Annotated in this window: 20 protein-coding genes; 8 read left to right on the plus strand and 12 right to left on the minus strand. The window is 55.2% G+C overall.

Annotated elements, in window-relative coordinates; translation table 11 throughout:
* Positions 1 to 20 precede the first annotated feature (20 nt).
* From P1X16_RS18370 to P1X16_RS18395, 6 genes are all read right to left on the minus strand, one after another.
* Positions 21 to 2,348: a LysM peptidoglycan-binding domain-containing protein gene (locus tag P1X16_RS18370; protein ID WP_277231912.1), complete on the minus strand. Its 2,328-nt coding sequence runs from the start codon at positions 2,346 to 2,348 to the stop codon at positions 21 to 23.
* Between the two features lie 398 nt (positions 2,349 to 2,746).
* Positions 2,747 to 5,713, minus strand: coding sequence for a TonB-dependent receptor (locus P1X16_RS18375; RefSeq protein WP_277231915.1), 2,967 nt, complete (start codon positions 5,711 to 5,713; stop codon positions 2,747 to 2,749).
* A gap of 193 nt (positions 5,714 to 5,906) precedes the next feature.
* Positions 5,907 to 6,548, minus strand: a complete 642-nt coding sequence (locus P1X16_RS18380) for an O-methyltransferase (RefSeq protein ID WP_277231918.1) — start codon at positions 6,546 to 6,548, stop codon at positions 5,907 to 5,909.
* 390 nt (positions 6,549 to 6,938) lie between these two features.
* A complete protein-coding gene (locus P1X16_RS18385) occupies positions 6,939 to 7,379 on the minus strand; it encodes a YDG/SRA domain-containing protein (RefSeq protein WP_277231921.1) in 441 nt (146 codons plus the stop codon).
* A 114-nt stretch (positions 7,380 to 7,493) separates the two neighbouring features.
* The gene (locus tag P1X16_RS18390) at positions 7,494 to 8,726 is read right to left on the minus strand and encodes a pitrilysin family protein (protein WP_277231924.1); all 1,233 of its coding nucleotides are present in this window, start codon (positions 8,724 to 8,726) and stop codon (positions 7,494 to 7,496) included.
* 185 nt (positions 8,727 to 8,911) lie between these two features.
* Positions 8,912 to 9,994: a glycosyltransferase family 9 protein gene (locus tag P1X16_RS18395; RefSeq protein WP_277231927.1), complete on the minus strand. Its 1,083-nt coding sequence runs from the start codon at positions 9,992 to 9,994 to the stop codon at positions 8,912 to 8,914.
* A 201-nt stretch (positions 9,995 to 10,195) separates the two neighbouring features.
* Between P1X16_RS18395 and P1X16_RS18400 the strand changes: the two genes are divergently transcribed.
* The 3 genes from P1X16_RS18400 to P1X16_RS18410 all read left to right on the plus strand — a co-directional run bounded on the left by P1X16_RS18400 (position 10,196) and on the right by P1X16_RS18410 (position 15,152).
* Positions 10,196 to 11,491, plus strand: coding sequence for an aminopeptidase P N-terminal domain-containing protein (locus P1X16_RS18400; RefSeq protein ID WP_277231931.1), 1,296 nt, complete (start codon positions 10,196 to 10,198; stop codon positions 11,489 to 11,491).
* Between the two features lie 336 nt (positions 11,492 to 11,827).
* Entirely contained in the window at positions 11,828 to 13,270 is a 1,443-nt protein-coding gene (locus tag P1X16_RS18405; protein ID WP_277231934.1) for an OmpA family protein, read from the plus strand.
* Between the two features lie 307 nt (positions 13,271 to 13,577).
* Entirely contained in the window at positions 13,578 to 15,152 is a 1,575-nt protein-coding gene (locus tag P1X16_RS18410; RefSeq protein ID WP_277231937.1) for an OmpA family protein, read from the plus strand.
* A 291-nt stretch (positions 15,153 to 15,443) separates the two neighbouring features.
* Here P1X16_RS18410 and P1X16_RS18415 read toward each other — a convergent pair whose 3' ends face one another.
* The 6 genes from P1X16_RS18415 to P1X16_RS18440 form a co-directional block, all read right to left on the minus strand.
* Positions 15,444 to 15,992 carry a DUF4252 domain-containing protein gene (locus P1X16_RS18415; RefSeq protein WP_277231940.1) on the minus strand — a complete coding sequence of 183 codons (549 nt, stop codon included), beginning with the start codon at positions 15,990 to 15,992 and terminating at the stop codon, positions 15,444 to 15,446.
* Positions 15,993 to 16,083: 91 nt separating this feature from the next.
* Entirely contained in the window at positions 16,084 to 17,670 is a 1,587-nt protein-coding gene (locus tag P1X16_RS18420) for a hypothetical protein (protein WP_277231943.1), read from the minus strand.
* 175 nt (positions 17,671 to 17,845) lie between these two features.
* Positions 17,846 to 18,262, minus strand: coding sequence for an EVE domain-containing protein (locus P1X16_RS18425; protein ID WP_277231945.1), 417 nt, complete (start codon positions 18,260 to 18,262; stop codon positions 17,846 to 17,848).
* Between the two features lie 48 nt (positions 18,263 to 18,310).
* Complete coding sequence (locus tag P1X16_RS18430) at positions 18,311 to 18,706, minus strand: hypothetical protein (protein ID WP_277231948.1); 396 nt, start codon at positions 18,704 to 18,706, stop codon at positions 18,311 to 18,313.
* Between the two features lie 74 nt (positions 18,707 to 18,780).
* The gene (locus P1X16_RS18435; protein ID WP_277231951.1) at positions 18,781 to 19,170 is read right to left on the minus strand and encodes a hypothetical protein; all 390 of its coding nucleotides are present in this window, start codon (positions 19,168 to 19,170) and stop codon (positions 18,781 to 18,783) included.
* 76 nt (positions 19,171 to 19,246) lie between these two features.
* Positions 19,247 to 19,642, minus strand: a complete 396-nt coding sequence (locus P1X16_RS18440; RefSeq protein ID WP_277231954.1) for a hypothetical protein — start codon at positions 19,640 to 19,642, stop codon at positions 19,247 to 19,249.
* Positions 19,643 to 19,922: 280 nt separating this feature from the next.
* Between P1X16_RS18440 and P1X16_RS18445 the strand changes: the two genes are divergently transcribed.
* The 5 genes from P1X16_RS18445 (at position 19,923) to P1X16_RS18465 (ending at position 24,578) form a co-directional block, all read left to right on the plus strand.
* Positions 19,923 to 21,674 carry a DNA polymerase/3'-5' exonuclease PolX gene (locus P1X16_RS18445; RefSeq protein ID WP_277231957.1) on the plus strand — a complete coding sequence of 584 codons (1,752 nt, stop codon included), beginning with the start codon at positions 19,923 to 19,925 and terminating at the stop codon, positions 21,672 to 21,674.
* A gap of 119 nt (positions 21,675 to 21,793) precedes the next feature.
* Positions 21,794 to 22,852, plus strand: coding sequence for a glycosyltransferase family 9 protein (locus tag P1X16_RS18450; RefSeq protein WP_277231960.1), 1,059 nt, complete (start codon positions 21,794 to 21,796; stop codon positions 22,850 to 22,852).
* A gap of 260 nt (positions 22,853 to 23,112) precedes the next feature.
* A complete protein-coding gene (locus P1X16_RS18455; protein ID WP_277231963.1) occupies positions 23,113 to 23,619 on the plus strand; it encodes a hypothetical protein in 507 nt (168 codons plus the stop codon).
* A 222-nt stretch (positions 23,620 to 23,841) separates the two neighbouring features.
* Positions 23,842 to 24,303 carry an OsmC family protein gene (locus tag P1X16_RS18460; protein ID WP_277231967.1) on the plus strand — a complete coding sequence of 154 codons (462 nt, stop codon included), beginning with the start codon at positions 23,842 to 23,844 and terminating at the stop codon, positions 24,301 to 24,303.
* Between the two features lie 11 nt (positions 24,304 to 24,314).
* The gene (locus P1X16_RS18465; RefSeq protein WP_277231970.1) at positions 24,315 to 24,578 is read left to right on the plus strand and encodes a UBP-type zinc finger domain-containing protein; all 264 of its coding nucleotides are present in this window, start codon (positions 24,315 to 24,317) and stop codon (positions 24,576 to 24,578) included.
* Positions 24,579 to 25,185: the final 607 nt, after the last annotated feature.

Consider the following 25,185-nt stretch of genomic DNA (forward strand, 5'->3'; position numbering starts at 1 on the left):
CTCCTTTTTGTTGTTGGACACTACTTGGTTTGTGGCTTTTTGGCTGGCTTGATGATCAATACATCGCCGGGGCGGACGTTGAAATCGGGCTTGTTGTTCCACTCCATTATCTGCTTGATGGTAACCTCGTACTTGCGCGAAACCGCATACATGGACTCGCCGGCAGCAACCGTATGCCGCACCACAGCAGGTTCGGCGGCCACAACGGGTGGCGCTGTGGCCGTGGGCTTGGCAATTGGCGCTGTGCTGCTCGGCTTAGGAGTAGCAGTTGGAGCCGGAGCCGGTACTACTGGCACTGTGGCCGCGGCCTGCGGGGCCGTGAGGCGCAGGGCTTGTCCTAACTGCAGCGGGGAGTTGGGCGGCAGGTTGTTCCACGCCATCAGATCGGCGGGGCGCAAGCCGTAGCGCCGGGCCACCGAATAGATTCCTTCTTTGGCTTGCACCACGTGCAGCCCATTGGCTGGTATGCGCTCCACTACTACGGCAGCAGGCGCAACAGCCGGCTCGGTGGCAACTGGAGCAGGGGCAGGCGTAGCGGGCTTGGTTGCCGTTGTGGTAGCGGAAGGCTTCGTTGCTGCCGGGGCCGGTGTGGTTTTGTTAGGCGCAGGTACCGAGGATGTGGGCTTGGCAAGCGGCTTGGCTGGCTCCGGAACTGTTTCAACGACTACTGCTGCCGTATCGACGGTTGGTTCTTCAGCAACGGGAACTGGAGCTGGCGTTGCTTTCTGCGCAGGTTGGCCGCTGTATACGGTACGGGGCGCGGCTGGAGCAGCGGGAACTGGTGCCGGAGTGGCCGTAGTGTCAGCGTGTGCCGAGGCCGGTGACAGCTCGTTCAAGTTTTCGGTGGTAGCATCGGTGGCACTGTCGGGCTGGGTTACGAGGCCTTGCGTGGTGGCCGTGGTATCGGTGGCCTCTGGGGCATCTTCCAGCACGCGAGTAGCGTCGGCCGTTTTGCCGCGGTAAGGCTCAGTTTCGTCGATGCGGCGCTTTTTAGGAGCGGGTTGAGGAGCCGTAGAGCTGGCGGGCTGCGGTTTTGCAGTAGCTGAAGAAGTGGCAGGACGCTCGAAAGCAGCTAGCGCCGTGGCGTTTTTGCTGTCGGCATATTCAATGGCTACGTCCCGTGGGCGCGTGTGCTGCAGCCACAGAATGCGGCCCGCGCGCAGCTCCTCGTTGCGGGCCATCCGGTTTTTGTTAAGAATCGCCTTGGTCCGAATCCCGTACTTCTGCGACACGGTGGCTACACTCTCGCCGGGTTGAGCCACGTGGTACTCGCTGGCCGCTTTGTCGCGCTTTTTTTGCACGAAATAGGGCTGGCCGGGCACGATGTTGTCGAAAGCAAACATGTCGTTGTACTGCATGAACTTGCGCATCTTCAGGCCCGCCCGTTGTGCCAAGCTTTCCTTGGTGTCGCCGGGCAGTGCTATCAGCGCCCGGATGCCATTCACGCGCACATAATCAGCATTTTGAGGGTCGGTTTGGGGCTTGTTGAGCAGTTGGCCGGAGGTGGCATTTTTCTGCTGGGCGGCAATGGCGGTGCGCTGAATTTCATCTACAACCGGCACCAAGATGGTGTAAATCTTGTCGCTAGGTACTGTGGTAGTAAGCAGCCAGCGGTTGTGGCGGGCCATTTCGGCGGGGTCGGTTTGCAGGGTCTGGGCAATGTTGACCAACGTGAAACCAGCGGGTGCGGGAAATTCCTGGAAGGCCAGCGGGGGCTTAGGATTGTGGCCCACAGCCGGTTCGTAGGCCAGCTTGTGCGCCAGCGTGGTGAGGATGTACGGGTGCGTCTGCTCGGTGATTTCCAACTCGGTAGCGTCGAAATCGGTGGGTAGGGTGTAGGGCTTCACGCCCCCAGAGCCAAGGTTGTAGCTTAGCAGCGCGTCCACCCAATTATGGAGCGTATTGTTGTTGCGCTTCAGATACTTAGCCGCCGCGTGGGTAGAGGCCACAATGTGCTTGCGCTCATCTACTACATCGTTCATGAGGAGGCCGTAATCCTGCGCAGTTTCGCGCTTGAACTGCCAATAGCCCACCGCATCATGAATGCTCTGGGCGTCGCCTTGCAATCCGCTTTCCTGTACGGCTAGGTAGCGAAAATCCAGGGGTACGGCTTCTTCCTGCAACACTCGGTCGATAATAGGGAAGTAGGCATCGGCCAGATTTACGCGGCCCTGAAACGAGGTGGGGTGGCTGCGTAAGGCATCCACTTTCTGCTGTATTACTTTGCGCCCACCATCGGTGAGGCGGAGGTGTAAACCCGCAAAATCTAATTCGGTCGGCACTGATACGCTCTGGGCGCCGGCCAACAGTGGCCAGCAGCAAAGCAGCGTGAAAAGAAGTCGTTTCATAAGGAGGCAAACACGAAGCCCTGGCTGCGCTACGGTTGCTCACCCAGGCTCCAACACTACAAAGAAGCTAAAAAAATGGGGGAAGTGAGGTCCAGTACCCGGAAAAAGCCTATTGCCAGTAGTCTGAAAGCAGATGCCAAAGGGCACTACACACAGCTCTAACGCAGATGGCCAACGACAGCAAACAATCTTTTGTTGTATTCCCGACAGGCAGTATTCGATGTAGTTTTCGGTTGGCGGAGGGTACGCTGAAATGGGTGGTAGTCACGTTACCTCGGCAATAGCCTTGTTGCGCTACCTGTCACCACCTCTTTGGGAGCCGGCAGCTTGCAAGTTCTGAAGCACAGCTGCGAAAGGCCAATAAAAAAGGTCCGACTTTACAGCCGGACCCTTTGAAGCTACATACCACCACCGGGAGGGCCAAAGCCACCTCCGCCGCCTTCGCGCCGGAAGCCACCTTCCGGTCGGAAACCACCCGGTGGGCGCTGCCGGTCCGTGGGGGCGTCGCCAGGTAAGGCGTCGGAGCGGCCGTTGCCGGCAAAGCTGCGGATGTTGTACGTGAACATTAGCATCAGATAGCGCTGCAAGATGTTGGTGCGCACATCTTCAGTGTAAGCAGAGGTGTTGTTTACCTGAATGCTATTGTTCTGGCCCAACAAATCGAAGGCGTACACCTTGATTTCCGCCTGCTGCTTGGCCATAAATTTTTTGCCGATAGAGGCATTCCACAGCACAAAGCTTTGGTTGTAACCAGCCGAAAGACCGTTGTAGTATTGGTGGTTCACGTCGGACTGCACCGTCAACCCTTTGACAATGATCCAGGAGAAGCGCAACGACGTGTTTTGCCGGAAGTACTGGCGGTTGAGTTGCTGCTGCAAGCTGTTGCGCACGTAATTCTGGCTGGAGTTCGACGAAATTGTGAAGTCTAGTTCGGGGCTGATGTTGCTGCTTAGCACCACCCCGAGGCCACCGGAAGGCGTGCGACTGTAGTTCAGCTCCTCAAACACCAAACCCGGCGTCTGCGAATAGCCGATGTTGGCATTCAGGTTGAGGTTGGATTTAATAAACGACAGCGGCAAACTGTAGTTGGCAAACGAACGCAGCGAGTACTGCTGATCCAGGTTGACGGGCCGGGTCAGCTGGCCGCCCACTGGAATCACGACGCCGCCTACCGTCAGGGGCTCGTCGGTGGCGTAGATGGTGCTGTTGGTGATGTAGTTGTTGGTGAGCGAGCCGTTGAGGGCCACAAAAAACGAAGTAGACTTCTCTGGCACTGCCGATGAATAGCGAATATTGAAGTTGTGCTGCGTGGCCTGGCGCAGGTTAGGGTTGCCGGTAGTGAGCTGCAACGGGTTAGAATTGTTTACCACTTCCTGTAGCTGGCTGATACCGGGCGCGTTGGTATTCACGCGGTAAAAAAACCGTAGGTTTTGCTGCCGCGAAAAGTTGTAGCGCAGCATGGCATTGGGCAGCACGTTCAGGAAGGAGCGTTCCGTCAGAGCGGGCCGCGGAAATTCTTGGTCGCTGCGGAGTTGGGCGTGCTGCACGGTGGCGCCCACGTTCCATTGCAACTCCTTATTTTGGTAGCGGTACGTTAGGCCCCCGGCATTGGTCAAGTACCGGCTCTTGAATACGCTGCTGAGCGTGTCGTTCAGTGAAGTATAGGCCTCCTCCCCGGGTACATAGTCGAAGGTGCGCTTGTCGGATTGGTTGGGTGTGTAGGAAACCCGGTACTCGGCCTGCAGCTGGCTGTACTGGCTGATGGGCTCGGTGTAGTTGAGGTTGCCGTTCCAGGCCCAGCCGCTTTGATCGAGCTTGGAAAACTGGTTTAGCGAAGTAGTGCTCATTACCGAGTCGCGGGTGGATTCGGTGGTGGAGAGCAAGGTATTGTCGCCGTCTTTGGTGTTGTAGGTGGTGTTTACACCCAACGAAATCGTGCGGCCACGCTTGGCGAAGCGGTGCCGAAATAAGAGTTGGTTGGCTGCCGTAATGCCGGTCAGGGCCGAGCGGTAGCTGCTATTGTTGCTGCCCTGCGTGAATTCAGGTTCGCCTTCGTTGACCTGAAACGTGCGTCCGTCCAACAAGCTGTTGCCGGTATTGCGCTGCACCGAGAGGCGCGGCTGCCAGATAATAGAGTTTGCCGAGTCGATGCGGTGCTCCAGGCGCAGGTTGAAACGGTTATTGATGTTGCGGCTCGTGGAAAGCGAGTTTTCGTTGTAGCGTTGGTCGAGCGGACGGTCCACGGGGGCCACGTAGCGCCGGAGTAGGTTGGTCGAGGCCGTGTTGTCGCTGAGGTTGAAAAAGTAACTGCTCGTAATGTCGGTTTTGCGGCCCCAGGAATTAGAGTAGTTCAAGCCAATAGCATGGGTTTTGGAAATACCACCCGACTGATTCACTAAAAAGTCGCCTACATTATTGCCACCTCCGCCTTGGTTGCCGCCCCCGCCGCCGCGGCCTCCACGGCCGCCACCACCGCCACCCGAACTCCCTACCACACCCAGCAAATCTTCGGTGCCGAAGTTCTGCTCATTGATGTTGTTGCTCTGGGCCACAATCGACATGCGTTGTTTGCCCTTGAATGAGTTGAGGTTGCCGCTCAGCCGGTATCGGTCGTCCTTAGGGCCATAGCCGGCCAGTACCCGGCCAAATTGCCCGTTCCGAAACTGTGGCTTGGTGACGATGTTGATGGTTTTCTGCTGGTTACCGTCGTCGAAGCCAGTGAACTGAGCTTGGTCGGAAGCCCGGTCATACACCTGAATCTTGTCGATAACCTCGGCTGGAATATTCTTCAGTACAGCGTCGGGGTCGTTGCCGAAAAATTCTTTCCCATCCACTAGCACGCGCTGCACCTGTTCGCCCTGCGCCTGTACTTTGCCCGACGTAGGGTCCACGGTCACGCCCGGCATTTTGGTGATAAGGTCTTGGGCGTTAGCATCAGGGTTGGTCTTGAACGAGCCCGCGTTAAACTGCGACGTATCACCTTTCTGAACGGCAGCCGCCGCTTTGCCTACCACTTCTACACCTTTTAGCGCCACTCCGCCCGTGCCAAGTGCTAGCACACCTAGAGCAAGCGGCTGAGTAGTAAGCGTGAGTTGGCGCTGCAAGGTCTGGTAGCCCAGAAACGATATTGTTAGCTGATAGCGGCCCGGCGCCAAGCCCGACACGGTGAAGTTGCCATTTACGTCGGCTGCCGCGCCATTCTTCAACGAATCGGCGGTTAGGCCGCGTAGCAGCACGTTGGCCCCAATAAGCGGCGCCTGATTAGATGCATCTACAATACGCCCGCTAATGGCGCTAGTTTGCGCTTGGGCAGCTCCTAAGCCTGTGAATAACAGTAAAACTATAAGTAGAAAACGATGATGCATCAGTCAGGAGTAAAGGTTCGCTCTGGCATAGACGCAAACCATTCTCCAACGTTTAATCACTTATTCAATAGATTTTATAAATATCCTCTTGGTGTGCAGGGTTCCTCCTCTAATTTGTCTGCATCCGAGGCCAAATTACCTTTAGTTGCCTACCAGCGTCTGATCTAGTAGTTAAAAATTTAACTGAGTAGCATCAAAGCTTCCTGACTAACAGAAGCCCATCCCGCAACGGCAAAAACACATTTTCAACCCGAGGGTCGGCCTGTACTTTGTCATTGAAGGCCCGGACGGCGTGGGTGTCTTTATCAGAAGGTTTCAAAGGGTAAGAATCCAGCACTTTACCTCCCCAAAGTACGTTGTCGATGAGCACGAATCCCCCTGTCGTTACCTGCGGCAGCACCAGTTCGTAGTAGGTGTCATTGTTGATTTTATCTGCATCAATAAACACCAAATCCCAGGGGCCTGCTAGCGTCGGTACTACGTGAGCTGCCATCCCGATGTGCAAATGCACACGCTCTGCTAAGCCCGCAGCGGCTATATAACGGCGTATGCGGTCCTCCAGCTCAGGATTGAACTCGATGGTGTGCAACTCGCCATCGGGCGCTAAGCCCTCGGCTAAGCACAAAGCCGCGTAGCCCGTAAACGTGCCCAGTTCCAGCACCCTCCGCGGCCGCACCATGTGGCTAATCATGCTCAGCAACCGCCCCTGCGCGTGCCCCGAAAGCATCCGCGCGTGTAGCAATTGCACGTGCGTCTCGCGGTTGAGTTGCGCTAGCAACTTTGATTCGGGGCTGGTGTGTTGGTCGGCGTAGCGTTGTATTTCGTCGTCAGGCATCAGGCAAAAGTAATGGTGTAGTGTAATTCTACTCCTTCGAACTGCTAGATGCGCTAAGCAGCCAGTTTCCGTCAGCTGCTGTTGACCATCTAGCAAGGAGGAGTTAGGGGTGGATGACCACTCGTTGCTAAACTATCTGTCATGCTGAGCGGAGCCGAAGCATCTCGCTCGAATCGTTGCAATGGCAAAAGGGTATACCACACTAGCGAGATGCTTCGGCTGCGCTCAGCATGACGTTCAGGGTAAAAATGTTCAAGGGCTGGTCAACCACCCCCTCAGCCCCTCCTTGCCAGATGCACAACCAACTAAGAAGTGTCACTAGCTTAGTAGTACTAATGGGAGGTAATAGCTGCTCATTCCCATGCATAAGCAGCTAATTGCGGAGTACACCTAAGTAGTGATAGGCACTAGCCGGAACAGTAGCACCTGAAAACCGGACTTGCCGCGTGCAAACTGATAGCTGATGATGCGGTAGAGGCCTTCGTAGCGAAACTTCTCGCCGTCCTCGTGGGCTACCCGTTGGAAAACACGCACAGGTAGGCCGGTTTCCTGGCTGCGCCGCAACGCTAAGTTCCGGCCTATCATTTCCTGGTCGGTGACTTGCTTGCCGGTTTGTAAGTCGCGCCCGCCGCTGCCGGAATAGATGATTTCGTCTTCGCTGAACGCATCATCCTCGTAAGCGCCGGCCAGCACAATAGAGTCGGCTCCCTCGGCTTGGCTGCCGCTTACGCCTGCCCGCCGCGGCTTGTGCAGCCCGGTCAAGCTCAATTCCAGCCGGTTAGCAAAAAGGTCGCCTGGTCGATAGGTGCCTACGTGCCCAAAAATGCGCATAAAACTAACGGAGTAGCTGGATAATGAAGTATTGGTTCTGACAGGAGTGGCTGAGTAAGCAAGCCGTACTGCCAACCAAACGATTACTTAGTTATTCAGCTACTCCGTTGCTCTCTACTCTGGCACGTACTGAAGTACGCTCAGGTTGTCTTCACGCAAAATATCGTTGGCCAATTCCAGCAGCTCCGACGACGTGACAGCGCGGACCCGGTCAAAAATTTCGTTGATGGATTCGACGCGGCCGATGTCAAGGGTGCTTTTGGCTAGCAGTTGCATCATGCCGCCGTTGCTTTCCTCGGCCATGGCCATTTGGCCCATCAACTGCTCCTTGGAGGTGTGCAGCTGTGCCGTGCCCAGGGCTTGTTCGCGAAGGCGCTTCAATTCCTTTTGCACTAGCGTAATCGTGCGGTTTACCTGCTTTTTCTCGGTGCCGAAGTAGATGCCAAATAACCCAGTGTCGGTATAGGGCGAGTACGTGGCATCGATGCTGTAGACCAAGCCATACTTCTCCCGGATACCCAGGTTGAGGCGGGAGTTCATGCCCGGCCCACCGAGGATGTTGCTGAGCATGAAAAACGGAATCCGACGCGGGTCGTTGATGGCGTAGGCCGGACCGCCTATCAGGCAATGGGCCTGCGAAATCGGCTTGCGCTCCAGCTTCTCTACCCGCAAATTGCCGTCGAACGCAGTGCGTGGTCGGTCTCCTAGCCGGGCCGGCAGCGGCGCCAGAAACTTGTCGGCCAGCCGCTTCACTTCCTTAAACGGCAGGTTACTGACCGAACTGAAAACCAGCCGGTCGGTGCGGACGTTTTCGGCCAGGAACTGACGGAAATCAGCCTGCTGGAAGCTGCTGACACTTTCGCGTGTGCCCAGAATGTTGTGACCCAAGGAGTGGCCGCCAAATACTACGTCATCGAAATCGTCGATAATGGCATCTTCAGGCGCGTCCTGGTACATGGACATTTCTTCCAGAATCACGCCCCGCTCTTTCTCGATTTCCTTTTCCGGAAATACTGAGTTGAAGGTAAGGTCGGTGAGGAGCTCGAAGGCGCGCTCGAAGTGCGTGCTAAGCAAGGACGCGTAGAAACAGATTTTCTCTTTGGTGGTGTAGGCATTCAGCTCACCTCCCACAGTTTCTAGGCGATTAAGGATGTGGAAGCTTTTGCGCTTTTCAGTGCCTTTGAAAGCCATGTGCTCCCAGAAATGCGCCAAGCCCTGCTGGGCCGGCTTTTCGTCGCGGGAACCGATGTCGAGCAGAAAGCCGAGATGCGCAATTTTGGTGTGAATAACCTGCTTGTGCAAAACTCGAATGCCGTTGGGCAGCTCGTATAGGTCGTAATCAGACATCAAGATAAGGGCTTAGGAACGTCGGCACTCGGGTATGAGCGCCGGTCTTGTATAACCATCTAGCTAGGCCATTCGGTTTCCAAGAAATGCAAAGGTACTGCCGGAAAGAGGCTGTAAAGTACGTGTGCTGCGTGGTAAGCGGAAATACCCTGCCAGCCACTAAAAAGTTGAGGGCAAGGCGCTACTCATGAAAGCGCCAGATTGCCAGTGCCTCCCTCAGCCGACGTCCCAACCTGGCGGCTGCCGGCTGCGTGCAGCTCAGCCTCTGCCAGCACGGCCAGCAACTGCGTTGTTTCGATGCCGTGGGCGCAGTTGAAGTGGTTGAGCGGACATTTCTGGTAACCATGTAGTCCGCACGGCCGACATTCCAAACCGCCCGGAATTTCCACCACCCGCGCAAACGGGCTCAAGGGGCCAAACCCAAAATCGGGTACGGTAGAGCAGTACACCGCGCAGGTAGGGGCACCCACCGCCGAGCACAGGTGCATGGGTGCCGAATCGTTCACATAGTTGAGGACAGCCCCGCGCATGAGGGCCGCAGAAGCCAGCAAGGACAACTTACCGGCCAAGTTCACCATATTGGGTCGGTTGCTGAGGCGCAACAATTCCTCACAGGCTTCCACATCAGGAGGGCCACCGAGCAAATACACCCGGTAGTGCGCTGGCAGCGCCGCCAGCAGCTTCAGCCACTGCTCTTGCGGAAACTGCTTGGTGAACCATACCGAGGTAGGCGCAATGCACAGGTACGGGCCGTGCGTGGTATAGGGCGCAGCCGCCGCTTCGTCGGCAGGAGAGGGGTACAGCCGGGGTGGTACAATGGGGCCCCGGTACGCGGGGTCGAGCAGACGCAGGTTGCGCGTTACCTCGTGCACGCCACCGCCAATAATGTGCGGTAATGCCCGCGTAAAGCCAAAGGCAAACGGGTTTTTCTGGAAGCCAATACGCTCGGGTGCACCCGAAAAAGCGGTTAAGAAACCAGTGGAAGCAAAGCGCTGCAGCGTAATCACGCGGGCGTAGCGAGCGGCCCTAACCTGCTGAAGCAGGCGCCAGAGGCCCTGATATTTGCTGTGCTTCTTGTCCCAAATCAGTACGTGGCGCACGTGCGGGTGCTGCTGCAATAAGCTTTCGTTGCCTTTGCGCACCAAAAAATCGACGGGCGTATCGGGCTCGGTTTGGTGCAGGTACTCCAGCAGAGCAGAGGCCAGAATTACGTCGCCGATGAAGGCAGTTTGAACAAGCAGAACAACACCGGGCGTGGCAGTGGGCATACGAACACTGGAAAAGCAAAAGGTCGGTAAAAGTACAAGCGCGCAGCCGTAAAAGTTGCTAGCACCACCAGAGGCAGCCCCACACTGGCGCTGCTAGAACGAAGCACCAAGACTAGGAAATAAACTGGCAGACCAACCAAAATTCTAACTTGCAGCGGATGCGCCGTGGGTGCGTCGTTTCTTTCCCTTCACGTTCTGCTTATGCGCTACGGTTCGATTTCCCCCGAGCTTTTCATCCAGAATCGGCACAACTTCACCAAGCTACTGCCGCCCGCTTCGTTGGCTATTTTCCAGTCCAACGACATTATGCCGACCAACGCCGACGGCACTATGGCTTTCCGCCAGAACAACGACCTGTTCTACCTGTCGGGCGTCGACCAAGAGGAAAGCATTCTTGTGCTCTTCCCCGATGCGGTGCTGCCGCAGTACCGCGAAATCCTTTTTCTCAAGGAAACCAGTGAGCACATATTGGTTTGGGAAGGCTACAAACTTACCAAAGACCAGGCCCGCGCCCAATCGGGAGTGCCCACTATTATGTGGCTGGAGTCGTTCAATTCGGTGCTGCCAGCCCTCATGAACGAAGCCGAAAACGTGTTTCTGAACAGCAATGAGCACATTCGGGCCGTAGTGGAAGTGGAAACCCGGGACGCTCGTTTCATCAAAAAAATCAAGGAGACGTATCCGCTGCACACCTACCGCCGCGCCGCGCCACTGCTCCACCAACTCCGGGCCATCAAGAGCGCCGAAGAAATCCGGCTGATGCAGCGCGCCGCCGACATCACCGAAAAGGCATTCCGCCGCTTGCTCGGCTTTGTGAAGCCCGGCGTGATGGAATACGAGATTGAAGCCGAGATTTTCCACGAGTTCCTGCGCCACGGTTCCCGCGGGCCAGCCTACGGCAGCATCATTGCTTCCGGGGCCAACGCCTGCATCCTGCACTACGTCAGCAACGACCGAGAGTGCCAGGACGGCGACGTGATGCTGCTCGACTTTGGAGCCGAATTCGCTAACTACGCCGCCGACCTATCGCGCTCTATCCCCGTGAACGGCACCTTTACCAAGCGCCAGCGCGACGTGTACGAGTCAGTATTGCGGGTAATGAAATATGCCACTTCGCAACTGATTCCCGGCAACAACATCGAGGAGTACCATGCCGCAGTGGGCCGCACCATGGAGCAAGAGCTTATTAAGCTGGACCTGCTCGATGCCAACGACGTGAAAAACCAAGATCCGGCCGCCCCGCTTTATAAGAAGTACTTCATGCACGGCACCTCCCACTACCTGGGCCTCGACGTGCACGACGTGGGAGCGAAGTACCGCGTGTTCGAGCCAGGCATGGTGTACACCTGCGAGCCAGGTATCTACATCAGAGAAGAAGGCTTAGGTGTACGCCTCGAAAACGACATCCTTATTACGGCCAACGGCAACGACGACTTGATGAAGAACATCCCGCTGGAAGCCGACGATATTGAGCGCCTGATGCGTGAGGCTCGTTAAGGGATCTTCTTAAAGCCTGATTTGGAAAGCCATTCGGTAGTACTGAATGGCTTTTTTTTATGGATTTATTAAGGAAAAAAAATACATCTGAATGTTCAGGTTTTCAAAGTGCCAAAATAGGCCTCAGGTGCGTTGGAAGGCTGAAAATCAGTGGTGAAAGCCCGTTGTAAGATACCCGGAAATAGTGTGCTAAAACAAAGCAAAAAGGTTCCCCAAGTAGTGCATAAACCCATGGTCGTACAACTTTCCTAAATGGGGAGAAGTATAGTAGGCAGTTTCTGGTACCAAGTCGCCCCCGACTCCCCGGAATAGTCCGTTCACTAATAACTCTCACCTATGAGACACCTGCTTACCATCAGCACAGCGCTGGGACTCACGCTGCTGGCGGCGGCCCCGAAAGCGCAGGCCCAAAGCGCCGACCGCAAAACGGCCATCAGCCTTTACGGCAGCGCCTACCAGTACAAAGGCAACTACGGCTCCGACTTCTGGAAGTGGGACCGTAACTTCTACGGCCCTGGCATTTCCATCAACCGCTACATCACTCGCGGCTTAGACATCGGCTTGCAAGCGGACTATGCCGAGCTCAAGAGCGAGGCGCTTGGCGGCCCGACCTACTTCACGAACAACATCGTGAACATCGCCCTGCCTATCAAACTGAAGCTGGCCTTCAAAGAAGACGCTGTAGTTCAGCCGTATTTGTCGATTGCGCCAGGCCTGACCCTCACCAGCTTGGAAGGCGCTTATGCTGGCCAAGTACTCAATGGTGATGACCGCCACTTCTCGCTGAAAGGTGCAGCTGGTATCAACTTCCAGGTTAGCCCCGCAATCGGCCTGTTTGTGCAGACGGCGCAGGTGGTACCTTTCGGTGCCAACCTTGACGGCGTTCCAACCCGCGACGAAGACAGCTTCGACGACCGCTACCTACAGCACTCGGTAGGTCTGACCATCGGCTTTGGCAAGGCTAAAGACGAAGACGGTGACGGCGTGCCGGACCGTAAAGATAAGTGCCCTGCTACGCCAGCTGGTGTAGCCGTTGACGAAACCGGTTGCCCCCTCGACGGTGACAAAGACGGTGTTCCAGACTACCAAGACAAGTGCCCAACTGAAGCCGGTACTGCTGCTCTGGAAGGCTGCCCTGACAAAGACGGCGACGGTGTACGTGACTCGGAAGACGAGTGCCCAGACCAAGCTGGTACTGCTGCCCTCAAAGGCTGCCCAGATGCTGACGGCGACGGTGTAGCCGACAAAAACGACAAGTGCCCTGATACCCCAGCTGGCACGCAAGTAGATGCCACGGGTTGCCCACTCGTAGTTGATGCCGACGGCGACGGTGTTCCAGATGCACAAGATACCTGCCCGAACACGCCAGCCGGTACTCGTGTAGATGCTAATGGTTGCCCATTGACCATCGACCCAGCAGTGCAGAAACTGGAGCAGCCAATCCGCTTCCAGACCAACAGCACGGTTATCACGACCAGCTCGTATCCGAAGCTGAACAAGATGATCCAGGCACTGAAAGATCACCCAGAGTACAGCATCCGCGTAATCGGCCACGCTGACAGCCGTGGCACCGACGAGTACAACCAAGCTCTGTCGGAGCGTCGTGCCGCCTCTGTGAAGCGCTACTTCACCGGTAAGCAAGTTGATCCAACTCGTGTAGTAACGGAAGGCCGCGGCGAAAGCGAGCCAGCCGCTCCGAACACGTCGAAGAAAAACATGTCGCAAAACCGTCGTGTAGAATTCAAGTTCGAATTCTTCATCCCAACTCAGGCCCAATAAGGCTGGAGCGAGTATCCTTGAAAAAAGCGGCAGGCCATCCGGTCTGCCGCTTTTTTGTTTTATAGGTTCTTAGCGCTGCTCACTGCCTAAAGAAACTTTGTTTTTCAAATGAGCTCTGCTGTATAGCAAATCCTCTTGTAAGGCAAGTAGTTAGCTTAAGATAGAAGGAAACGTATGATTAAAATTAGATTTTTGTAAAAAACTTATAGGGTGAAGTACAACCTTAGATAAGCTAGGTAGGTATAGGAGGCTGTTTCGGAAGCCCAACAGTAACGCTCCGATCTGTCCCTCCTAACTTCACTTTACCATGAGAAACCTCTTACCTGCTGGCGCTTTGCTAGGGCTTACGCTGCTGGCGGCGGCCCCGAAAGCGCAGGCCCAAAGCGCCGACCACAAAACGGCCATCAGCCTTTACGGCAGCGCTTACCAGTACAAAGGCAACTACGGCTCCGACTTCTGGAAATGGTCCCGCAACTTCTATGGCCCCGGCATCTCGATTAACCGTTACATCGCGCCCGGCTTCGATTTAGGCTTGCAAGCTGATTATGCCGAGCTTAAGAGTGAAGCGCTCGGCGGCCCGACCTACTTCACGAACAACATCGTGAATATTGCCCTACCACTTAAGTTCAAGCTCAATAATGGTTGGGCCTTGAAAGAGGATGCCGTTATTCAGCCGTATTTGTCATTGGCGCCGGGCCTGACTCTCACCAGCTTGGAAGGTGGCTACAACAACCAAGTGCTTAACAGCGACAGACGGTATTTTTCGCTGAAGGGCGCCGCAGGTATTAATTTCCGCATCAGTGATGCCGTGGGCATTTTTGTGCAAACGGCGCAGGTGGTGCCTTTTAGCGCCAATATTGACGGCGTACCCAGCCGCGACGAAGACAAATTCGATGACCGGTACTTGCAGCATACTGCGGGCCTGACCATCGGCTTTGGTAAAGCTAAAGACGAAGACGGTGACGGCGTACCCGACCGCAAAGACAAATGCCCTGGCACTCCCACTGGCGTAGCCGTTGACCTCACCGGTTGCCCCCTCGATGGTGACAAGGATGGTGTACCGGATTACCAGGATAAGTGCCCAAACGAAGCCGGCTTGACTACGCTGGAAGGCTGCCCCGACAAAGACGGTGACGGTGTGCGCGACAGCGACGACAAGTGCCCCGACACGCCCGGCAAAGCCGAATTGCAGGGCTGCCCCGATGCCGATGGCGACGGTGTAATCGACTCCGCCGACAAGTGCCCTGATACGCCAGCCAGCGTTGCCGTTGACGCCAGCGGCTGCCCACTCGACCGTGACAGCGACGGTGTGCCCGACTTCCAAGACCGTTGCCCCGACCGTGCGGGTCCGTCCTCTAACCGTGGTTGCCCCGAAATGAAGGTGGAAGAAAAGAAGAAGCTTCAGGAAGCCACCAAGTTTATCCAGTTCGAGTTCAACAAGGCCACACTAAAACCATCGTCGTACCCTACGCTTGATGGCTTGGTGGAGCTGCTCAACGCTTACCCCGACTACAACCTGGGTATTTCGGCCCACGCCGACAACAAGGGCGACGACGCGTACAACCTGCGTCTGTCGGACGAGCGGGCGGCTTCAGCCCGGACGTACATGCTCAGCAAAGGCATGCCAACCAGCCGGATTGTGTCGCATGGCTACGGGGAAAGCAAGCCCATTGCCGACAACGCAACAGAGGCTGGCCGTGCCATCAACCGCCGAGTAGAATTCGACGTGTATCTGCCCGACGACCCAAACCCGGCCGAAACTAAATATGGCCCGGCTCCAGAAATTCCGGCAGCTCCCGTAAAGGCTGCGCCCAAAGCGCCAGTGAAGAAAGCACCAGTCCGCAAGGCTCCCGTTCGGAAAGCTGCTCCGCGTAAAAAGTAAAGTGTTGATGCGGTTCAAGCCCGCGTTACTATTGCAAAAGGCCTGCTCACGTAAGAGCAGGCCTTTATTGTTTCATACGCACTAGTAGAACGCCGAATTGCTACAATGCTTGATATATCGTCATTGTATCAGGTCAAGAAGCAAAGCGTGATGCTGCGCCACGCACCAACACTTGATAATACAGCGAGTAGGATGACATGACGCCAGCCTGTAGTGCTTAGAAAGCAAAAAACGGCCGCCCCATATGAGGAGCGGCCGTTTTGCCTTTATTGCTGTAGAATGCTAGGCGTGTTAGTTGGCCATGTCCGCCACATTGGGCAGCACTTTGATAAGTTGGTCGAGTTGAGCTTGGGTGAAGTTGCCGCCGATAGACATAAGCAAAAACGACTCCGGTACGCCCGATACGTTGCTGGTAGCTACCACTTCACTGATTCGGTCGCCTTGCTTGCGGGTGGCGTAGCGGACGTTGCTGCCGGGTGAGGTAGTGAGAGGAGTATACTTTTCGTTGGCCAGCAGGCCATTGACTTCGTTTACAAGGCCATCGGCTACTAGTTTCTGGGCGCTGTTGCTGGTTGGGGCAAAAGTGAGCACCTTGAAGCTGCGCACAGCCGCCAGTGCTTGTGTAAGGTCAGAGCCGCCCCCAAGACTACCCAGGCGCCCCAGTAGCAGCCGGGTTGTTAAGCCAGCGGTCCAGTCGGTGGTTTTGAAGCCGGAGCGCGACTCGTATTTGTTGAAGAACTCAGACACCGTACGAGCCGGCTTACCGGGACCAGCAGCGCGGCAGCCTGCCATCAGTAGCAGCACCACCAAGGGCAGCCAAGTCAGTGAGCGTAATTTCATAGGGTAAAGAAAAAGTGAATGATGGCTTATACGAAGAAGCCAAGCGAAAGTGCCAGCAAACAGGCCAATCAAGTATACGCTGATACTAGGCTCATTCGAACCCAATAACGTTCACAAAAAACACTTCCCGGTTAGGCGCTTTTTCGGTGCGGATATTCTGGTAGCCAAAGGCCAGAAACCGGCTGCCGTACCATGCAGTCAGCCCTTCCTGACTGGTACTAGTCGCTTTTTCCTTCACGGTAGGCAAGGCCGTCGTTTGCAACTCCACGTGCAAATCGTTGGGCGAAGGATTGGTGTGGTCGATGACTTTGTAGTTGAATTTGTCTTCGTCGAGGTAGGCTATGGCCACGCGCTGACCGTCGGGGAGGGGGCGCAGGCGTACCGTCTCGGTGAGACTGTTGCTGTACACGTCTTTCAAGACAAAAGTATTATCCCATAGCAGGTTGCCGCGTTTATCGAAGCCGCAGACCAGCGCATGCGTGATACGATACCCCTCGGCTTGCCGGCTGCCCCCATACCAGTTAGATGTATTGTAGCCTCCGTAGCGGTAAGGGCTATACGGCAGATAAGCGCCCCCGAAAGGGCTGTAGGCATTTTGGCGGTACTGCGGATAGTACACCTCGGCCACCATCACGTAGCCATCCTGAAACGGAATCAAGTCATGAATCAGGGTGCGGTAGCGTAGCCGCAGGACCCGGTCGGTGGCTCGGTACCTCTCGCTACGTTGGCGGAGCCGGGCCGCCCGGGAGGGGCTCATGAAGTCGAAGAAGTGCTTGAGATTAGCAAAATCATAGAACCGCAACGAGCGGCGTGAGCCAGTAGGCGTCACGCCAGCCGAAAGGTCGGCAGCAAACAAACCTTGCGAATACCGGGCGTCGCGCAGGGTGTAGGTGCCAGCCAATAGCCGCCCGCTGGCCGAGTCGCTGGCAGGGCTGATTTGGGCCGAAATAAGGCCTCGCTCACTTTCCGCTTGCACAAACTCCGAGCGTAGCAGCTTGCCTTGGGCCGAGAGTTGCTTGAGTTGCAGCCGGGTCTTGAATCCGTTGGTTTGGCTTAGCACGAACTCGGCGCGGCGGGCCGCCGAATCGGCCAGAAATGACAGCTGCGCGGGCAGCGGCTCATACACCGAAGGCAAAAACTGGTATTTGTTGGCGGCCAAATCCAGCAGCAAAATCGTCAGGTGATTGTCAACCAGCACCGATACAAAGAGGTTGCCGTCTAGTGCCTTCAGGTCGTAAACGCTGCGGGCGAGCTTGGTGTCAAACGTGTAGGTGCGCACCTGACCCGAGGCCCCATCGATGGCCGCCACATACAAGCGGTTCTCCACCGATTCAGACTGAAACAGGGCATATGCATTTGTGCCTTCTCCGCAAATCTGCCGAAACTCGAACTCCCGTGGTACCTCCATCACCTTCAGCCACTTAGGTTGTAGGCGGAAATTGTATTTCTGGACTTCGTAACTCGTGTTTTTGCGACCGGATAGCGGGTCTTTGTCTACCAGCAAGATTAGGCTGCTGTCTTGGGGCATAGGCAGCACGTGCACGTCGCTGGAGTACGTTTCTAGTGGTAGTTCCAGCCGCAAGCCCTGCACGGGCGTCGGGGGGGCTGGTTGCGCCAGCCCTAGCTGAGCGAAACCAACACCAAGTAAAATGCAGAGGTAAGAGTATACGTATTTCATAACCAAAGCCAGATGCCCGCTTCGGCATCTACGCCTAGGTAAGATACGGGAAGTAGTGAATTAGGTGAAGTAGTAGGTAAGGTAAATAGCGGGACAGAGAACTTGTGAGAGAAAAGGTTGACCTCTTAGTGGTACCGATAAGCTGTCAGGTTCTCTGTTTGCATGTTTCTGCCTGTTATTTCGCTACTTCTCCTAATTCCAGAATAGCATCAAATTCCTCTGCTTTCAGCGGCATTACCGACAGCCGCGACTGGCGCAGCAAAGCAATTTGCCCGAGGCGCTGATCTTGCTTGATGGCTGCCAGCGTAACGGGTTGCGTCAGGGGCTGATGGGGTTTGAGATGCACTGCTACCCAGGCACTACCCGCTTCGGCGGTAGCATCGGGAGCGGCTGAGTGGGCTACTTCGGCTATGCCTACCACCTCTTTATCGGTTACGCTGTGGTAGTAAAGGACCAAGTCGCGGGGCTGCATTTGTTGCAGGAAGTTGCGCGCCTGAAAGTTGCGGACGCCGGTCCAGTCGGTGCCGCCGTCGCGGGTGAAATCCGCCCAAGAGTAAGCAGCGGGTTCTGATTTAACAAGCCAATAGTTCATACGGCGCAAGCTACAACGGAATGCGCTTGAGTTGAAACGAGAGGGCTCTTATGGGGTTCTGCGCGCCTTCAATGAGTTGGCTTGCACCGAGTAAATCAGCAGACTAAACGCCGAATAGCGGCTGTCGTCGGGCTGAATGCGAAACGTGTTGTTGTCTTCCGTAGTCCAAGTGCCAGCAATGGTTAGCAGCTCATCAGCAGGGCCTTGGGTGTACTGCAGAAAGCGGCCGTCCTTCTCGAGCCGGAAACCATCGATGCCCCAGCCAATGGGTTCAAACGAACCTTCTGGCTGATAGACATATGCTCCTGCTGCATCCTGCTGCCGCGTGTTGTACCAGCTCTTGCCAAACAGAGCGTCGGGCGCCGTTACGTCACTGTCCTTTTTGCAGCTGCTAAGGAAGAGAAGAACAAGGAAATAAGGGGCAAGTAGGTGTGCGAGGCGCATAGTAGGACGGAGTAATAAAGAACAAAAAACGTGAGACTCAGCAGCTAGAAAGGCTGCCGCTTTTTAGCGACTGTTTAGAAGTCTTTCACTTGTAAAACGTCATTATCCAAAGAAATTATATGTAATTTATAATTTGATCTTTTGTTATCCTCGAAAGAAATGTAGAATAAGTCGTCGGTTATAGGGGTCCACTTGCCTTTATGAACCTCGTGGCCATCAGTGGGGGCAATAGCAAGCTGCGTGAACTCTCCATTAAAGTCGAAAGAAAAGCCCGTGCGGCCGCGAGAGGGTGGAAACGCATAGGTTGCGGGCCGGTAAACTTCCACGCCGTCTTTGCTTTCCTCGTATGACAGCAGCCAAGTGCGACCTATTAAATTATCAGGTAAGGCGGCATCATCCTTCTTGCAATTGGTGAAGAGTAGGGTGAGTGACAGGAAGAGCGAGAGAAGGTAAGGGTAGCGCATAAGAAGAGGGCTTGCACAAAAAGAAAGGACTCCTGTGTGTGCAGGAGTCCTTTCGGGCAAGCAAGGTTGCAGGGCACTACTGTTCGATGCGGCGCACTTTTAGCACGTCTTTATCCACCGACACGATTTCCAGCTTATAGTCCGGGTCTTTCTTGTCGTCCAAGGAAATGCGCAGCGTGTGGTCGTTTTCGGCAGTCCATTTGCCTTTACGACCTTCCAGGCCGTCGGTGGGGGCAATGTCGAGTTGGGTAAACATTCCGTTGTGGTCGAAGGAAAAACCGGTACGGCCCCGCGAAGGCGGAAACGCGTACGTGTTGGGGCGGTAAATTCGCACGTCGCCTTGGTCTTCTTCGTGGGCGTGGAGCCAAGTGCGTTCCAGTTGCTTCATTTGAATGGCGTTTTCGGCGCCAGGTTGGCAAGTAGCCGCCAAGAGTAATACACTTAAAGAAGCCAGTAAGGTGAACAGGCGCATGTTTCTGGGAAGTTTATAGTTCCTCGATTTCAGTTTCATATTGAACGTGCTTCCGCTGCTGCGCGTCTAAAACGGCAGAAGAATCTGGGCTATTCGTACTTCAACGTCATCCAGGATATGTATCCTGCGTTGAAGTAGCATGGCTTGCTACTAATTACCAACCAACGAAGGTAAAGAAATCAGCAACGGCAGGCCTTGCTTCCGCTTCCGCTGCCTGGCAGCAACCAATCAGTATGCATCCCCAATCAACAATCAGCCACTAGAAACTACCTTTGTTGCTATGGACAACCGCGCCCTCACGCGTGCTTTCCGGCTGGCCGCCCAACTGCTGGAACTGCACGACGAAAATCCTTTTAAAATCCGGGCTTACGAAGGTACAGCAAGTGCCCTTGAAGCGCTGAGCTTCCCGGTGGCCGATGTAGAACGCCACGGCCTCCCCGACCGCACGGGCCTCAGCAAAACCGCCGCCGCCCGCGTGGCCGAAATGCTGGATACCGGCACCTTCGAAGAACTGACGCGCCTACTGGCGGCCACACCACCCGGGGTGGTAGAACTGCTGAAGGTGAAAGGTATCGGACCCAAAAAGATACGGGCCCTGTGGAAGGAACTTGGCATTGAAAGCCCGCAGCAGCTGCGCGAAGCCGCCGAAAACGACCAGGTAAGCAAGCTGAAAGGCTTCGGACAGAAAACGCAGCAAACCATTCTCGAAGCCCTGGAATTCTCGGCCCAAAGCAGCGGTAAGCTGCTTTATCCGCAAGCCGAGGAGTTAGCCAACGACATCCGGGAGCGTTTGCAGGAAGCCTTGTTTACCGAGCAAGTGGCCGTGGTAGGAGAGGTGCGTCGTCGGCTTGAAACCATTGAAACGGTGGCGCTGGTAGCTGCCACTGCGCAACCCACCAAAGCCCACGCCTTACTCAGCCAGCTCGAAGGCCTCACCGCCGACCCGCACCGCTCAGGCCCGTTTGCATGGCGGGGCACGGCCTCAGCGTCGGGCGTGAAGGTGGAAGTACTGCTGGTAAGCAAAGAGGATTACACCAACCAAGTTTTCTTGCAGTCGGCCGCCGAAAACCACCTCTCCGAACCGCTGACCGATACGCCAGCCGGGCAGCCCGCCACGCTGCGGCAGTTGCTGAAACGAGAGCGGTTTTACCAGGAAGCCGCCATATACGAGAAGGCCGGCCTGCAATACGTGGAGCCCGAAATGCGCGAAGGCTTAGGTGAGCTAGCTTTGGCCAAAGCGCATCAACTGCCCAAACTGCTCGAAGACTCGGACCTGCGCGGCTCGCTGCACAACCACAGCAACTACTCCGACGGTAACCACAGCCTGCGCGAAATGGCCACGTTCCTGCAAGGCCAAGGCTACGAGTACCTCGGCATCTGCGACCATTCGCAGGCTGCGCACTACGCCAACGGGCTAAGCGTGGAGCGGGTGCGCCAGCAGCAACGCGAAATCGATGAGCTAAACCAAGAGCTGGCACCGTTCCGCATTTTCAAAGGCATCGAGTCAGACATTCTCTCCGACGGCGCGCTCGACTACCCGCCGGCCGTGCTCGAATCCTTCGACTTTATTGTAGCCTCGGTGCACAGCAACCTGCGCATGGACGAGCGCAAAGCCACCACACGCGTGCTAAGGGCCATCGAAAACCCGTATTGCACCATGCTCGGGCACCCCACGGGCCGCCTGTTGTTGCGTCGGGAAGGTTACCCCCTCGACCACAAAGCTATCATCGATGCCTGCGCCAAACATCAGGTTATCATTGAAATCAACGCCAACCCCTGGCGCCTCGATTTAGACTGGCGGTGGGTGCACTACGCGCTAGAACAAGGAGTGCAGCTCAGCATCAACCCCGATGCGCACCATACCAACGGGTATGCCGATATGCGTTACGGGGTATTCATGGGGCGGAAAGGCGGGCTTACCAAAGACATGACCTTCAACGCCAAATCGGCAAGCGAAATAGCCGATTACTTCGCCAAGCGCAAAGCCGACATTAAGCCCCCTCTGGAATTCAAGGAGTCCTTGTTTGGTTGATTTAGTTTAAAAGGCTACTAGCTAGAGCGAAGAATGGGAGCAGACAGAGCAGCCTGTTGTTGTGTCTGCTCCCATTCTTCGCTTCTGCTTGTTTCCACCGGCTCTGCTGTTTTCTGCACATGAAAATTCTGATTCTGCGCTTTTCTTCCATTGGTGATATTGTGCTAACGACCCCCGTTATCCGGGCCGTGAAGCAACAAGTACCGGGAGCCATTGTGCATTTCTGTACCAAGCCCGCCCATCGGAGTTTTATCGAGCCCAACCCTTATATCGATAAGGTGCACTACCTCACGGGTTCTTTGAAGGAGCTAGTAGCCGAGTTGAAAAAAGAGCGGTTCGATTTCGTGGTCGACTTGCACCACAATCTGCGCACCACCATGCTGAAAGCTATGCTAGGCGTGAAGTCGGCTAGCTTCGATAAGCTGAACCTGCGGAAGTGGCTGCTCGTGCAGTTTAAAATCAGCACTATGCCCCGCGTCCATATTGTGGACCGGTATTTGGCCGCGGCTGCGCAGCTAGGCGTAAAGAACGATGGCAAAGGCCTAGACTATTTTATTCCGAAAGCCGACGAAGTTGATCTAACGACGTTGCCTGCGGGCTTCCAACAAGGGTATGTAGCCTTTGCTATCGGGGCCCAGCACGCCACCAAACGCCTGCCTGTGGAGCGCATCATCGAGCTGTGCGGCCAATTGCGGTGCCCTGTGGTGCTGCTCGGTGGCCGCGAGGATGAAAGCAACGGCCATATTGTGGAGCTGGCTTTTGAAAAGCAAGCAGCCACCTCGCCACCCGCCCCAGCGCGCATTCCAGATAGTCCTTACTACTTTCCTAGTATCTCCGGCAAGCCGCAGCAAACCACCATTTACAACGCCTGCGGCCGGTATTCTCTCAACCAATCCGCTTCGCTGGTGCGACAGGCGCGGTTTGTGGTCAGCCACGATACGGGCCTCATGCACATTGCAGCGGCCTTCCACAAAGAAATATTCAGTGTGTGGGGCAATACGGTGCCGGAATTTGGTATGTATCCCTACCGCACCGAGTTCAGAGTACTAGAAGTACAAGGACTGCCATGTCGGCCATGCTCTAAAATCGGCTACGAAAAGTGCCCACAAGGTCACTTTCGCTGCATGCGCGATATCAGATTTGATTTGGATTTGCCTCAAACGCAGGACGGACGTTAAAGGTTGTGAATCGAGAAGGAAAAGAGTGAAAAATTAAGTTCAATTTCACTATACTTGCTGCCAATTGGTCAGGTATAATCTTATTTCCACTCTCCCTTTTCAACTTCTAATTAATGCGCGTTTCTACTCTGGGCTCTCTATGCATAGTCCTTTTTACACTATTACTTACGGCTTGCGGACCAAGTATTTATCTGGCACAAGACTTTCGTTCTTATGCTCCTAAGCACAAAACAGTAGCTATTCTACCTGCATTCGTGACTATGCAGCTCCGCCCCAATCAAGCCAAAAACACCACTCCTGAACAGCAACGGGAAATGGAAAACAAAAGCGGGATGGACTTCCAGGAAAAAATCTATGCTTGGCTTCTTCGCCGGAGTCAGCAGCGTGGTTATACTGTCCAGTTTCAGGATGTAATGCAAACCAACGCTCGTTTGCGGGAAAGTCAAATTCCAGTTGCCGAACTGCGTAGCCGTACGCCTCAGGAATTGGCTAAGATATTGGGTGTTGATGCCGTGCTAACTACCAGCGTGCGGACCAGCAAACCAATGAGCGACGGCGCAGCTGTGGCTGTAGGTTTGATTGCTGGTGCCTGGGGGGCTACGAATCAAGCTAATATCACGGTAAATATTCATGAGTCGGATGCGGGCAAGCTGCTCTGGAAATATGATTACGTGGCTGCTGGATCGGTTTTCAGCTCATCCGAAACAGTAGTAGATGCGCTGATGCGCAATGCTTCCAAGAAGTTCCCTTACACGCCTAAGTCCTGATTTATTCCGAAAGCCTGACCGCTATTCACACAAGGGCTGCCTGCGTCACACGACTAGGCAGCCCTTGTCTGTTAAGGCACGAAAGGCTTGTAAAGCGGCAAACACAAAAGGATATTGTACCTTTTGAGTGCGGCCATAACAGCGCTGTGTGGGAACTCACTACAACTACGGCCAACTATCGTCTTACCTAGCTACACTACTCTGCTTCTAGCCCCACCCCCTATGACAGATACTCTCGATAAGTCAGTGCTAGTGAAAGTAGGCCCCGAGGCGTTGCTAGCTGATGTGCAAGCTGGTCGCCATACTTGGTTTATAGACGAACCTGTGGCCGTTGGTGGTCAAGACCTTGGGCCCACACCCTACGACTTGCTGCTCTCCGCATTAGGCGCCTGCACGGCCATTACTTTGCGTCTCTACGCCACCCAAAAAAAGTGGCCTCTCGAAGCCATTGAAGTGCGTTTGCGCCATCAGCGTGTCCACCGCCAAGATTGCGACAAGTGCGAAATGCCTGGCGAGATGCTCGAAGAAGTACAGAAAGAGCTACACCTGATAGGGCCGCTCACCGAGGAGCAGCGCCAGCGGTTAGAACTTGTTTCGCAAAAGTGCCCGGTGCAGAAAACCCTGATGAGCGGCCTGCGCATCGTCACCAACCTAGTACCTGCCAACCAACCACTCGTCAACTAACTTACTACGCCATGGCTATTTGCACACACTTGTCGGCTCTTGAAACCCTCATTCCCGCCGCTGAATACGCTTGTCCGGAGTGCATAGCCCTCGGGGATACGTGGGTACACCTGCGGGTTTGTCAGGAGTGTGGCCACGTGGGCTGCTGCGACCAGTCCAAAAACAAGCACGCTACTAAGCATTTCCGTGCCACTCAGCACCCCGTCATCATCTCCGCCGAGCCCGGCGAGCAGTGGGCCTGGTGCTATGTAGACGACCAGATGGCAGAGTATTAGCCATGGAGCCGCCGACCCTCCGTAAGTGCTGCTAGCCTAGTAGAATCATTTGGTGTTGAAAGCACTTGGGGTTCTGTGTGAAAAGCCCGAAACAATGCAAATGCATAGCGCATTCGCTCTTCAATTCGTGTCCAATCGCTGGCCGCTGTGCTAGTAAAAGAGGGCCCGCCCGCAGTGTATGTGCCGCTGCCTATGCGGAGTAGCGCTAGGGCGGCCTGCGCTTGCGACGATGGTAGGGCATCCAACTCAGTGGGCATAGTTGGACCCGGTACATCTTGAGCCACAGCCAGTTTGAGCGTGCCAATATCAAATTGTAGCAGCCTTTTCGTCACACACCGACGGATAATAAAGGGCATGGCTCCGTGAATGTAGGGTTCAAGCCGCACATGTTCATGCCACACGGCAAAGCAGTTGCCGAAGTAAGTAGCCTGCTGCTTCTCAGTTACATTGGTAGCTATCCGGGCATTGTAGTAATGTGAAAATGCCTGCCGCAGTAATTCTTGATTCTGCTGGCCCACTGGCCCGGGGCGAAGGTCCGCTAAAAACTCAGTAATTGCCGTAGGTTGTGTAGGCTCTGCTTGTTTTAGCCAATTCAGGAAACGGACTG

The organism is Hymenobacter sp. YC55, from assembly GCF_029433095.1.
Lineage (GTDB): Bacteria > Bacteroidota > Bacteroidia > Cytophagales > Hymenobacteraceae > Hymenobacter.